The following is a 12,257-nucleotide window of genomic DNA, read 5'->3' as shown; positions in this document are numbered from 1 at the left end:
AGATAGGCTGCCCAGAACCAGGCCGGGAGCGGCGTGTGCGTGCGCTCCATGACCGTACCGACCGTGAGGCGAGTTTCGCGTCGGCATCCCCTGCAACAAAGGACACCAGGGCGGGTGGAGTGGCGATAGGGTTCGCCAGTCGTCCCGCAGTAGGGACAGTAGGGACAGACGAAGCCATTACCCCATCCCATCCAATCCATCCATCGATCCATCGTGCATCGTGCGTGCTCAAAATAGATGGGGTCAAATAGATGGGGTCAGACTCGATTGATTTGCCTTACAAGTGATTATCTGGTTTATCTTATACTCTTTTTTTCTCAGGTAACAAGAATAACCTTAACTTCTACACGGTTTGTTGTAGTTCCGGCCTTGTTGTTTCTACATTGACACTGTTCCAGTGCTTTACCTATTTTCAGCAAGTAGCCCGTATGAAGTGCAACGTAATACGGCGGGGTTACGAATTCCCAGATTCCGCACAAGCTCCATCCAGGTTACTCGCTGTTATTAAAAAGGTTTGCCTATGGCAAATAAAAAGCCTATATTCAGACCTAAATTCAGGGCAACTACGAGCAATAACCATGTCTAATATACAAATTTCCGAAGATATATTGCCATTGGGGCAATTCAAGACCCATGCCTCCCGGCTATTAAAAAGTCTCAACAGTAACAATCGCGCAATTGTCATTACCCAAAACGGCAAACCGGCTGCCGTGGTGTTGTCGCCTAATGAGTTTGATCGGCTCAATGCACAGTCCAGATTCATCTCTGCCGTACAACAAGGCCTAAATGACGAACAGGCCGGTCGGGTTATCGATGAGGAAGAATTGGATACAATTCTGGAGCGCGATTTGCCAACGATATGAAGCTGCGCTGGAGCGAACGTTCGGTTAACGACCTTATCGCCATTCAGGGATATATTGCCCAGGACAACCCACAAACGGCAAAAAATGGGTCGCAAAACTTAGGCAACGTGCCAGAAGTGCCGCTGATACAGCACTGGCTGGTCGCATCGTACCCGAATTTAATCAAAATGACATACGCGAAGTATTTCTGGGCAACTATCGTATCGTCTATCGCGTTCGTGACGACGGCATACTGGTATTGACAGTATTTGAAGGCCATCAATTGCTCAAACTGTAAGACCCGAACCGCAATGGATTATGTTGGGTTATGAACGAGTTCGGCGTGAGCGCAGCATCCGTTGGGCTGAATGCAATGAAGCCCAACATAAACGAAGCCTTGAATGTTGGGCTTCGCTACCGCTCTGCCCAACCTACAGCACTAAAATAATCGGCCTTATTGTATAAATCCAGTTGTACAAATGGCACTATGTAGCAAATATTAATCGTATAGGATTTTATAGTGGACAAACTAACTGGCATGACTGTTTTTGTGCGCGTGGCGAAAGCGGGCAGTTTTGCTGGCGGCGCACGCGAGCTGGGGATTTCTAGGGCGATGGCTACCAAGCACATTATGCAGCTTGAAGGATCCCTAGGCTCAAGATTGTTTAACAGGACGACACGCAGCCTGAATTTGACAGACGTAGGCGCGTCTTATCTTGAACGCTGTCAGCAAGTTCTGCTCGATATTGAAGAAATGGAGGCGGCAGTCACCCATTTACAAACAGAATCACGGGGCGTTTTGAAAATAAGCGCCCCACCCGTAATCGGCGCGACCCATATTACGCGGGCAGTGGTTGAGTTCTTAAAAATTCATGCTGATCTCAAGATTGATATCGTTTTGCAGAGTAATCCAGGGGATTTGATTGATGAGGGCATAGATATCGCCATATTTTTGGGCGTCCTGGATGATACCAGCATGGTGGCAAGAAGATTGGCGACTTCGCCCTTGGTCGTGTGTGGTTCTCCGGACTATTTAGCGAAATGCGGGGTTCCAAAAACGCCGGAGGATTTGGCTGACCATAGCTGTCTGGTTAATTGGGCTATTACGCCTCGGCATATATGGCAGTTCAAGACGGCATCGGGATTAAAATTAATTACTGTCTCTGGACGGATACAGGCCAATGCCGCCCACTCGATTCGCATAGCCGCGCTCAATGGTTTGGGACTGGTGATGTTGCCTATCTATATTGTGGGTAGCGACATTGAAAAAGGGATGCTTAAAGTGGTGCTGGAAGATTATCCTTTGCCGCCATCGGACATCCATGCCGTTTATCCCCACAGAAAGTATTTGTCAGCAAAAGTCAGGGGATTCCTGGATTTTTTACAGGAGTGGTTAGAACCTAGGGCTGGTATGGCAGGTACTGAATAAGCTGCAACTTTACAGTTCGGCGGATTACGCCGCGCCTATAGCACAATCAAAACGGATAGATCGGATATTTGCGCGTCTAATCCGCCTTGCCTGCCCTATTTCTACTTTTTGTGTTGCCCCCAGATTGCATCCCAAGGTTGTTGGCTGTATTCTGCCTGCTATGCAAATACATCTGATTTCTGTAGGTAACCGCATGCCAAGTTGGGTAAAGACGGGTTATGATGATTATGCCAAACGTCTGCCACGTGAATGCGAACTGTTGCTCAAGGAAATTCCACCTGGGCTACGGGGCAAAAACTGCGATGTGGCAAGAATAATAAAAGAGGAAGGGGGACGAATAAATACGGCAATCCCGGTTGGAGCGCATATCGTGGCTTTGGAGTTGTCGGGTAAACCGTGGACAACGCCGGAACTGGCGCTAGCATTAAACCATTGGCTGGAAAGCGGCAGACATATCGCCTTATTGATCGGCGGGCCGGATGGCTTGGCCGATTCGGTCAAGTCCAGGGCAGGGGAGTTCTGGAGCCTGTCTCCGCTGACTTTTCCGCACCCTTTGGTGCGTATAATTGTCGCCGAACAACTTTACCGTGCCTGGAGTATTCTTCATAATCACCCTTACCATCGCTAATGCCCGCTCAAATCATCCTGGCTTCTGCCTCGCCCCGGCGTAAAGAATTGCTCGCTCAAATTAAGGTAATAGCTATCACTTATCCTGTTGATGTTGACGAGACACAGTACCCAGATGAAAAACCATTGGCTTATGTGCAAAGGCTGGCTGCTGAAAAATCGGCCTTATGTGCGGCTACACTGACGACACGTTTGCCAGTTCTGGCGGCTGATACGGCTGTTGTCATAGACGATTGGATTATGGGCAAGCCAAAAAACCGGGAGGATGGGTTAACGATGCTTGCCCATTTATCTGGAAGGACACACCAAGTCTATACGGCTATTTCATTGCGGGGAAAGCAACACTGGCAAGCGGTAAGTATCACCGAGGTTACCTTCAGAAAACTCGCGACCTACGAAATGGAAACTTATTGGCACACAGGGGAACCTGTGGATAAGGCTGGGTGTTACGCAATACAGGGGTTAGGCGGCTTATTTGTCGAGTCGATCAACGGCAGCTTTTCCGGGGTGGTGGGTTTGCCATTATTTGAAATCGCAGGACTTTTGGCAAAACAAGGAATCGATTTGTTGTTATGAGTGAAGAAATTTTGATTAACGTCACGCCGCCGGAAACTCGCGTGGCTGTGATTGAAAACGGCGTATTGCAGGAACTTATCATAGAACGCAGCCGTAGTCGGGGAATGGTAGGCAATATTTATAAAGGCGAAGTGTGCCGGGTGTTGCCCGGTATGCAGGCTGCATTTGTCGATATTGGCCTGGACAGGGCGGCATTCCTGCACCTTTCCGATTTGTGCGCCAGGGATTTGGAAAAAAAAGGCTCGGAAAATATCGAATCTTATTTGCATGAGGGACAGCATATTGTCGTCCAGGTCGTCAAAGATCCTTTGGGCACTAAAGGGGCAAGAATCACCACGGAAATTTCAATTCCTTCCCGGTTTCAGGTTTATATGCCATATTCCAGCAATTCCGGCGTTTCGCAGCGGATTGAATGTGAAGAGGAACGCACACGTTTAAAAGCCTGTCATGATGCGTTCAGGAAGCAACATAAATGCGGCGGTTTCATTGCCAGGACGGCGGCAGAATGTGTCGAAGAGCCGATATTGATCGCCGACATGACGTTTTTGTTAAAGCTTTGGGAATCCATATCCGCCAAGATTGCAGGGGCAAAAGCCAAGGAATTTATCCATAAGGATTTACCGCTGAGCATAAGGACTTTAAGGGACTTGTACAAGGAGGGCATCGAACGGGTCAGGATAGATTCCAGGGAGACTTATCACCGGCTGGTTGAGTTTGCAGGGATATTTGTCCCAGAAATAGTGTCGGTTGTTGAACACTATACCGGAGACTCCCCCTTATTCGATATTTACAGCGTGGAAGATGAAATCCAAAAAGCCTTGGAGCGCAAGGTCAGCCTGAAATCGGGCGGGCACTTGGTATTTGACCAGACTGAGTCGATGACGACGGTTGATGTCAATACTGGCGGCTATGTGGGTGGCAAAAATCTGGAGGAGACAATCTTTAAGACTAACCTAGAGGCGGCCCAAACGATTTCACGGCAACTCAGATTGAGAAATCTGGGCGGCATTATCATTATTGATTTTATTGATATGCAAAGTGACGACCATAAAAAACAGGTGCTACAGGCCTTGGAGCGATGCCTGGAAAAAGACCGGGCTAAGACTAAAATTACCGAGGTATCAACACTGGGCCTGGTCGAAATGACCCGTAAAAGGACACGGGAAAGCCTTGAGCATATTCTTTGCGAACCGTGCAGCGCCTGCGGTGGTCGGGGCGTACTAAAAACCTCGGAGTCGATGTGCCTGGAAATATTCCGTGAGATTATTCGTGAGGTTAGGCAATATAAAGTGCAGAAGTTACTGGTTTTGGCATCAAATAGCGTCGTGGAGATGTTGCTCGATGAGGAGGCCGATATGCTGGCTGAATTGGAGACATTTTTGGGTGTCCAGATCAAGTTCAGGGCGGAAGCAGAATACAATCAAGAACAGTATGATGTGGTGCTGCTTTAGTTTTGCCTCACTGCCTGAAGACTACATTGTCTATAATTAGCCCATTATGATTCATCATGTCACACGGGCAACCCGGCATCTGATTTTCTGGTCTTTGGTAATGGCGGCAATCACCCTCAGCGGTGTACGGCTGGTGCTAAAAGGCGTTGAAAGCTATAAAATCAATTTAGAAACCCGTATCAGCGTGTTGGTGGGAACGCCGGTAAAACTGGGTAGCTTGGGTGCCAGTATGCGCGGGATTAGTCCCGAACTGGTGCTCAAGGACATCAATATCGCGTCTATCTTAACCACAGAAAAGCCTGCCATTCATCTTAAAGAAATTCGCTTAGGCATCAACCTGGGTGAATTCTTGATTAACCAGGATGTGTTGTCATCCTCCTGGATCACCTTGGTAGGAGCAAGGCTTTCGGTCTATCGCAAACAGGATGGGCAGTTCGCGGTTGAAGGCTTAAGGGCAGGCAACGACCGTCCGCTATGGTTATTACAAGGACGTAAATACGAAGTCCTGCAAAGCCAAATTACTTGGCAGGATAAGCAGAAAGGAGGGATGCCCTTAGTGCTGGAGGCAGTCAATCTGGCGATCATGAATGATGGCGAACACCATCGCATCAATATGTTGACAAAGTTACCGGAAAGATATGGTGACGGCTTAAAAATGGTTTTAGATTTCGAGGCTGCGGCGGATGAGCCTTCGGAGATTAAGGGCACACTGTTTTTTGAAGGCAATAATGTCAAGCTTCCTGAGCTTGTCTCCACTTATCTGCCTTTTGGCATTTCTATGACGACCGGTTCCGCCGATGTTAAACTCTGGAGTCAATGGCAACAGGCAAAACTGGTTTCAGTTAAGGCCGATACGCAATTACGGCAAGCCGTTTTTTCGCGGAAAGGGAAAGGCAGCTTCTCCGTTAACAGTTTGGATACCCAGTTTAACTGGCAGCTAAAGGATAGCCAGTGGTTTGTGGCTGTCAGCCGTTTCTTACTGGAATCTTCAGAAGCCAGCAAAAATCCCAGCAAAAAATGGCCGGATGCTGTTGTCAGTATGGCTGGAGAACAGGCCACGGACACTGGGTTTCAGAAATTTAAAATGTATGCCAAACAACTTGATTTGGCGGAAGCATCGAAGCTATTACAGTTTTTTGCGCCACTGACCGATGAACAATCACAGGTTTTGGGGCTATCCCAAGTAAGCGGCATTTTAAGGGGCTTTTCTTTGTATGCTGAGCCGAATACGAAAAGTTTTGCCGTTGCCGGGTGGTTCGACTCGATCAGCATTAAGCCATTGCTTTCCATGCCAGGAATGGAAAATATCAGCGGTCAGGTGAAGGGTAGCGACAAGCTGGGAGTTGTCGGGCTGGACAGCCAGGATGTACGCTTTAAAGACCCCCGTTTATTCAACAAGCCATTACTGTTCAATCAGGTTAAAGGCATCTTGGCTTGGCGCCAAACCGAAGACCAATGGGACTTAGCTAGCCAATCTGTTGGGCTGGATTGTGCTGCATTCCAAAGTGAAAGCCGTTTGTTCGTCCGTATCCCTAAAACTGAAGAAAAACCTTTTATCGACCTGCAAACAGCATTTAAGGGCGATGACCTGGGGCAGATCGCAGCTTATTTGCCAACGCAAATCATGGATGAGGAGCTAAAGGTTTGGTTGAGTAATGCTTTTGTCGGCGGTAAAGTTACAAAAGGCGATCTATTGTTCTATGGTAGGCCGAATGACTTTCCATTCACCGATGGCACTGGCGTGTTTGAAGCCAAGCTAGACCTTGATAAGGTAGAGCTGAACTATCATCCCGAATGGCAGCACATTTCGGGCATCAATGGCGAGTTGGTATTTAAGCAAAATAACATACTGGGTTCGTTTAACCATGGCCTGATTGGTAAAGTCGATATCAGCAAAGCTGAAATGTTGATTTCCGGTTTGGGTGTCGACGAGCAACTGACCATCAAAGGTGAAGGGCAAGGCGAAATAAGTCAGGCCCTGAATGTCCTTCAACAATCGCCCCTGGCAAGTCGTGTGACCCCGTTGATAACTCATACGACCATACAAGGGAGAACCAAGGCCACGCTTGATTTGACGATCCCTTTACGGGCAGGCCATGAAATTAAAGTCGATGGCAATGCCCAGTTGAAAAATGCACAGCTAACCGTCAACCGGTTGAATATGAAAGTAAACAAAATAAATGGCGACTTGAAATTCAATAAACAGGGTATTTATGGCGACGCCATTCAAGCATACGCACTTGGGCATCCTATACAAGTGAATATTGCCCAGGCCGATCACCAGACCTTGATAAATGTTGACGGCAAGGCAACGGTCAGCGTTATAGAAAAGCTGTTTGATTGGTCTGGATCGCAACTTGCGGAAGGCGAGGGCGCTTATCAACTTCAATTGCAAATAAAACCCGGCGCTAATATAGACAATAATCCACTCCAGTTGAGCATTAAATCGACTTTGGAAGGAGTGGCATTGCATCTCCCCAGCCCATTAACTAAAACCAAAGACCAGAAAAAACCTTCCTCGCTGACATTCAGTTTAAGTGACGAACTGGCGCTGCCCATAGAATTGGATTACAACAATGAGTTGAAAGTAGCCGCCAGCCTTAATACCAAAGAGCGAAAAATTAATTCCGGACATGTTTTAATTGGCATTGGCGAAGTGGCGCTGTCTCAGGCTCCGGGAATAAAATTGGAGATTAACCGGGAGATTGTGCCATTACAGGATTGGTTGGGTTTAGCGTTTGCCCAAGGTCTGACAAGTGGGTCTGGGTTCGATATCAGCGAAATAAAAATACATAGCAAGTCCGCGTTGTGGAAAAAAACGCGGTTAGGTTTGTTTGATCTGGCTTTAAAACGAAGTCCCAGTCATTGGTCTGGTGAAATAGACAGTACGGTCGCGAAAGGAAAGTTTCAACTTCCCGTTGAAGCACAAGGTGCCGATCCTGTTATCCTGGATATGGAAATGCTGAATATGTCGGCCTTGAAGCAGCTAAAGTTTCAGGATACTTCGTCTAATTTTGAATTCAAACCGCTGCTTAATATCCATAGCAAAAAAACTTTGTGGCAGTCTGAAAATCTGGGGCAATTGGTTTTGGAAACAGAACGTGCGCCACAGGGAATGATTATAAAACGCTTAGACTTGGATGGGGCCGACGAAAAACTGGCGTTGGCGGGTGACTGGAAAGACAATGGCGTAACTTCGACGACCCATCTTTACGGTAAGCTTGATATGAAAAAGGCCGACCAATTTTTGGATAAGCTCAATATTACCAAAGATTTAACCGGTACCAGTGGCGTGATTGATTTTAAGCTCAATTGGAATGCTGCGCCGTGGCAAATGTCGTTACCCGATTTGCGGGGGAATTTAGATGTCAATTTGAATAGCGGACGTATACTAAGTATCGAACCAGGATTTGGCCGACTTTTGGGAATCCTGGCAGTAGCACAGTGGTTCAAACGGCTACAATTCGATTTCAGTGATATTTATGAGGAAGGCTTGACATTCAATAGCATCAAGGGACATTTTGACTTATTGAATGGTAAGGCGACAACCGATAATCTGGTGATTGATGCCGTTCCCGCGAAGATCACTATTACTGGCGATACCGATCTGGTTAAGCAAACAGTCGATCATGTCATCAAGGTTGTGCCCAAAAGTTTAGACGCCCTTCCCATTGCTGGTACAATTGTTGGCAGGGTAGCCGCTATGGTCGGTAAGACTTTAACGGGAAAAGACCAGGAAGGTTTTTTCTTCGGAACGCAATATTTGGTGAAAGGTAGCTGGGACGATGCAAAAATCAGTTCTTTGCATGAAAATGATGGCATATTTCAAAAAACCTGGAACAGTATTGCCGATTTTCCGTGGGCAGGGGCAGAAAAACAATAGCAAGATTTAAGGGTAGGCAAAATGATCAAGTGTGCAGCCATACAAATGGCATCAGGGCCTAATGTCAGTTCCAACATACTAGAAGCCGAAAAGCTGATTGTTGAAGCGGTTAAGATCGGCGCAAAATTGGTCGCGTTACCGGAAAACTTTGCCATGATGGGCGACCGGGAAATAGATAAGGTCAAGATAAAGGAAGTCGATGGCTCGGGCCCTATCCAAAAATTTCTGTCAACTACCGCAAAAAAATATGGGGTGTGGCTTATTGGCGGGACGATCCCTATTGCGGGGGATAATGCTAATAAAGTACGTGCGGCTTGTGTCATTTATAACGGCCAGGGCGAACAGGTAGCCCGCTACGACAAACAACATCTCTTTGATGTCAATGTGCCGGGTACCGATGAAGTCTACCGGGAGTCCGACAGCATAGAGCGGGGCGACCATTTACTAGTGCTGGATTCACCGTTTGGCAAGCTGGGAATCGCGGTCTGTTACGACCTGCGCTTCCCTGAGTATTTCCGTAAAATGGTGGCGCAAGGTATGGAAATCCTGGTGATTCCATCCGCATTTACCGCCAAGACGGGATCTGCGCATTGGGAAGTGCTGCTCCGTGCGCGCGCCATAGAAAACTTATGTTACGTGATAGCGCCTAACCAGGGCGGTTTTCACCTCAATGGCCGCAAAACTTACGGGCATAGTATGATTGTTGATCCTTGGGGTGTCGTGCTGGATTGCTATAAGACCGGCGCTGGGTTTGTCGCTGCGGATATCGACCTTGAAAAGCTAGCTAAAGTGCGCAGCGCTTTTCCTGTTCTCAATCACCGGCGCTTTAACTGTGATTAATATGCGGATCGTAACCATTCTGCTGATTTCCTTGATGTTGGTTGCGTGCGCCACTACGGGTAATTCCCGTTATCAGGATAACGCCAACCTTGAACGCCCCCCTGAACTGCCCATCGACAAGCAAGCGGCTGAACAGATGGCAACTAACGAGATTGAACCCCCAAAAAGACGGCATGGAAAGGGTCTCGGCCCTGATGTTTACATAGTCGAAGGTTCACCACCGGAACTAAAAATCAAACGAAGCTTTGATGAAACCTGGAGTCTATTGAGCCGTGCGATTCAACACAATGACCTTAAAGTGACTGACCAAGACCGCAGTAAAGGCTTTTATTATGTCGCCTATAATGGCGGTAGCTTTTTAAGTAGCGCCACCTCACTATTCGACGATGTGCAGAACAAATCGACTTATCTCTTGAAAGTTGAATCTCAAGGCGAAGAAACCAGGGTGACTGCAAGTTTGGCAAGCAAGGACGAGCAAGGTGACTCGGGAAGCCTTAAAGATGGCTTTGCCGATTATTCTGAAAATAAATCATCAAAACTATTGGAATTGCTGTATGACACCCTGCACGATAACGTAAAAGACGAATAAGTGTTCGGGACTTTGAAAGTCGTTTATTAGCATAAATCTAAAGAATAACCACGAAGAACACAGACGACTGCAAGGATGCAGGAGGTAGGGCAATGCAGGAGCGTTTGCCGAGAACACGAAGGTTTCAATAGTTTGAATGAATAAAATTATTTTCTTCGTGTCCTCTGTGGTAAATAATTTTTTATCCTGATTTGGATAATATTTTCACTGCCTCGTTCGAATGCGGGTCGATCTGGGCTGATACAAATAAATGCATTTAACATTCCCCAAAACTCATTGATTATTAATGGAACTACTAAGCCTTGCTCGACAAACGATTCTCACGCCCACCGGGATGCAGGATAGTGATATTCAAAAAATCATGAACCAGCTGCTCAACGTTCCTGTCGATGCTGCCGATATTTACTTTCAGGCCAGCCATTCAGAATCCTGGGTTATGGAAGGCGGTATCATAAAAGAAGGTAGCCACAATATTGAGCAAGGGGCAGGCGTAAGGGTGGTGGCGGGTGAAAAAACTGGCTTTGCTTATAGCGACCGCATTGAACTGCCCGTGCTGCTGGAAGCGGCAAATAATGTAAAGGCGATCGTCCGACTAGGCCAGGAGGCGCAAGTGGGTTTGCCGAAAACAGCCAGTTGGCCGCACTATTATGTTATGGCTAACCCTCTGAAATCGCTGGCTGACCAAGAAAAAATAGACCTATTACGCAAGGTGGATGCGGAAACCCGCAAACTGGACAGCCGAATTGAAGAAGTGATCGTCAGTTTGGTGGGTGTCCATGAAAGCATCTTGGTCGCCAGTCAGGATGGTTCGCTGGTTGCCGATGTGCGGCCTCTGGTACGTATGAATGTTTCTGTCATCGTAGTAGAAAACGGCAAACGCGAACAAGGCAGCATGGGCGGCGGCGGACGTACCGACTATACCTATTTTATTGATGGAGATACCGCGCTGGATTATGGCCGTGAAGCCGTCCGGCAAGCGCTGGTTAACCTTGAAGCAGGGGAAGCCCCAGCCGGGAACATGACCGTAGTTTTAGGTCCGGGCTGGCCTGGCATTTTGTTGCACGAAGCCATCGGGCATGGGCTTGAAGGTGATTTTAACCGCAAAGGCACCTCGGCATTTAGCGGTCGCGTCGGTGAGCGCGTCGCTTCCGATTTATGCACCGTTGTGGATGATGGCACCTTACAAGGACGGCGCGGTTCTCTCAGCATTGACGATGAAGGTACGCCCACAGAAAAAACCGTATTGATCGAAAACGGCATCCTTAAGGGCTATATGCAGGACAAGCTCAATGCCCGCTTAATGGGCGTTAAGCCAACGGGCAATGGCCGCCGCGAATCCTATGCACACTTGCCCATGCCGCGCATGACCAATACCTACATGCTGCCGGGACAGGACAATCCCGAAGACATTATCAAGTCCGTCAAAAAAGGCCTGTACGCCAAGAATTTTGTCGGCGGTCAAGTGGACATTACCTCCGGCAAATTTGTATTTTCAGCCAGTGAAGCTTATCTTATCGAAAACGGCAAAATAACCCGTCCGGTTAAAGGCGCAACCTTGATCGGTAACGGCCCTGAAGTATTGACCAAAGTGTCCATGGTGGGTAACGACCTCGAACTGGACAGCGGCGTTGGCACCTGCGGTAAAGACGGCCAAAGCGTACCTGTCGGTGTCGGCCAGCCTACGATCAAGATTGATGGCATAACCGTAGGTGGGACGGGTGTTTAAGACAGGGAATGCTCAAAATTGAAGTGCAACATTTTTCGAAGGGAAATGTTGCATGGAAAAATACCAGCAATTAAGTATAGAAGAGCGTAGTTTGGTACAAACGCAGTTGGCCTTGGGCTTCAAGCCATCGTGGATGGCAGGGAGCTTGGGGCGTACTGTTTCAACCACACGCGAGAGTTATTCCGCAACGGCTGGGATTAGCCCATGATAAAACGCAATCGGGGTAGGCCGCCGATTGCAGGCCGGTATCGCGCGGTGTTGGCGGGGGGCGGGGGCGTGTGCCGACGGGAATGC

11 protein-coding genes and 1 pseudogene are annotated in these 12,257 nt (G+C 47.9%); 11 read left to right on the top strand and 1 reads right to left on the bottom strand.

The features are described from left to right. Positions 1-239 (bottom strand): annotated as a pseudogene (locus tag ACLQ6D_RS11780) (IS1595 family transposase); the annotation flags it as partial. A 339-nt stretch (positions 240-578) separates the two neighbouring features. On the opposite strand from ACLQ6D_RS11780, the gene ACLQ6D_RS11775 reads away from it, so the two are divergent. The 11 genes from ACLQ6D_RS11775 (at position 579) to ACLQ6D_RS11725 (ending at position 12,171) form a co-directional block, all read left to right on the top strand. Beyond that, entirely contained in the window at positions 579-863 is a 285-nt protein-coding gene (locus ACLQ6D_RS11775; protein ID WP_411727482.1) for a type II toxin-antitoxin system Phd/YefM family antitoxin, read from the top strand. A 49-nt stretch (positions 864-912) separates the two neighbouring features. Beyond that, complete coding sequence (locus tag ACLQ6D_RS11770; protein WP_411727483.1) at positions 913-1,140, top strand: type II toxin-antitoxin system RelE/ParE family toxin; 228 nt, start codon at positions 913-915, stop codon at positions 1,138-1,140. A 222-nt stretch (positions 1,141-1,362) separates the two neighbouring features. Beyond that, positions 1,363-2,271, top strand: coding sequence for a LysR family transcriptional regulator (locus ACLQ6D_RS11765; protein ID WP_411727481.1), 909 nt, complete (start codon positions 1,363-1,365; stop codon positions 2,269-2,271). 160 nt (positions 2,272-2,431) lie between these two features. After that, positions 2,432-2,899, top strand: coding sequence for a 23S rRNA (pseudouridine(1915)-N(3))-methyltransferase RlmH (gene rlmH, locus ACLQ6D_RS11760; RefSeq protein ID WP_411727480.1), 468 nt, complete (start codon positions 2,432-2,434; stop codon positions 2,897-2,899). After that, complete coding sequence (locus tag ACLQ6D_RS11755) at positions 2,899-3,474, top strand: Maf family protein (RefSeq protein WP_411727479.1); 576 nt, start codon at positions 2,899-2,901, stop codon at positions 3,472-3,474. Before rlmH ends, ACLQ6D_RS11755 begins: the two co-directional genes overlap by 1 nt. Further along, positions 3,471-4,925: a ribonuclease G gene (gene rng, locus ACLQ6D_RS11750; RefSeq protein ID WP_411727478.1), complete on the top strand. Its 1,455-nt coding sequence runs from the start codon at positions 3,471-3,473 to the stop codon at positions 4,923-4,925. The genes ACLQ6D_RS11755 and rng overlap by 4 nt, the downstream gene beginning before the upstream one ends. A gap of 46 nt (positions 4,926-4,971) precedes the next feature. Then, positions 4,972-8,808, top strand: a complete 3,837-nt coding sequence (locus ACLQ6D_RS11745) for a YhdP family protein (RefSeq protein WP_411727477.1) — start codon at positions 4,972-4,974, stop codon at positions 8,806-8,808. Between the two features lie 21 nt (positions 8,809-8,829). Then, positions 8,830-9,648 carry a carbon-nitrogen hydrolase family protein gene (locus ACLQ6D_RS11740; protein WP_411727476.1) on the top strand — a complete coding sequence of 273 codons (819 nt, stop codon included), beginning with the start codon at positions 8,830-8,832 and terminating at the stop codon, positions 9,646-9,648. 1 nt (position 9,649) lies between these two features. Next, positions 9,650-10,237, top strand: a complete 588-nt coding sequence (bamC, locus tag ACLQ6D_RS11735; RefSeq protein WP_411727475.1) for an outer membrane protein assembly factor BamC — start codon at positions 9,650-9,652, stop codon at positions 10,235-10,237. A 286-nt stretch (positions 10,238-10,523) separates the two neighbouring features. After that, positions 10,524-11,963 carry a metalloprotease TldD gene (gene tldD / locus ACLQ6D_RS11730; protein ID WP_411727474.1) on the top strand — a complete coding sequence of 480 codons (1,440 nt, stop codon included), beginning with the start codon at positions 10,524-10,526 and terminating at the stop codon, positions 11,961-11,963. Positions 11,964-12,015: 52 nt separating this feature from the next. After that, positions 12,016-12,171 carry a hypothetical protein gene (locus ACLQ6D_RS11725; RefSeq protein WP_411727473.1) on the top strand — a complete coding sequence of 52 codons (156 nt, stop codon included), beginning with the start codon at positions 12,016-12,018 and terminating at the stop codon, positions 12,169-12,171. The last annotated feature ends 86 nt before the right edge of the window (positions 12,172-12,257 follow it).

The organism is Methyloglobulus sp., from assembly GCF_046714055.1.
In the GTDB taxonomy this organism is placed as follows: Bacteria; Pseudomonadota; Gammaproteobacteria; order Methylococcales; family Methylomonadaceae; genus Methyloglobulus.
This window is presented reverse-complemented; position numbering and strand designations above follow the sequence as displayed.

What these genes read in the sequence shown, in the direction of transcription:
- rng (WP_411727478.1), top strand. Translation starts at nt 3,471, where the DNA reads ATGAGTGAAGAAATTTTGATTAACGTCACGCCGCCGGAAACTCGCGTG.
- rlmH (WP_411727480.1), top strand. Translation starts at nt 2,432, where the DNA reads ATGCAAATACATCTGATTTCTGTAGGTAACCGCATGCCAAGTTGGGTA.
- ACLQ6D_RS11755 (WP_411727479.1), top strand. Translation starts at nt 2,899, where the DNA reads ATGCCCGCTCAAATCATCCTGGCTTCTGCCTCGCCCCGGCGTAAAGAA.
- bamC (WP_411727475.1), top strand. Translation starts at nt 9,650, where the DNA reads ATGCGGATCGTAACCATTCTGCTGATTTCCTTGATGTTGGTTGCGTGC.
- ACLQ6D_RS11745 (WP_411727477.1), top strand. Translation starts at nt 4,972, where the DNA reads ATGATTCATCATGTCACACGGGCAACCCGGCATCTGATTTTCTGGTCT.
- ACLQ6D_RS11775 (WP_411727482.1), top strand. Translation starts at nt 579, where the DNA reads ATGTCTAATATACAAATTTCCGAAGATATATTGCCATTGGGGCAATTC.
- tldD (WP_411727474.1), top strand. Translation starts at nt 10,524, where the DNA reads ATGGAACTACTAAGCCTTGCTCGACAAACGATTCTCACGCCCACCGGG.
- ACLQ6D_RS11725 (WP_411727473.1), top strand. Translation starts at nt 12,016, where the DNA reads ATGGAAAAATACCAGCAATTAAGTATAGAAGAGCGTAGTTTGGTACAA.
- ACLQ6D_RS11740 (WP_411727476.1), top strand. Translation starts at nt 8,830, where the DNA reads ATGATCAAGTGTGCAGCCATACAAATGGCATCAGGGCCTAATGTCAGT.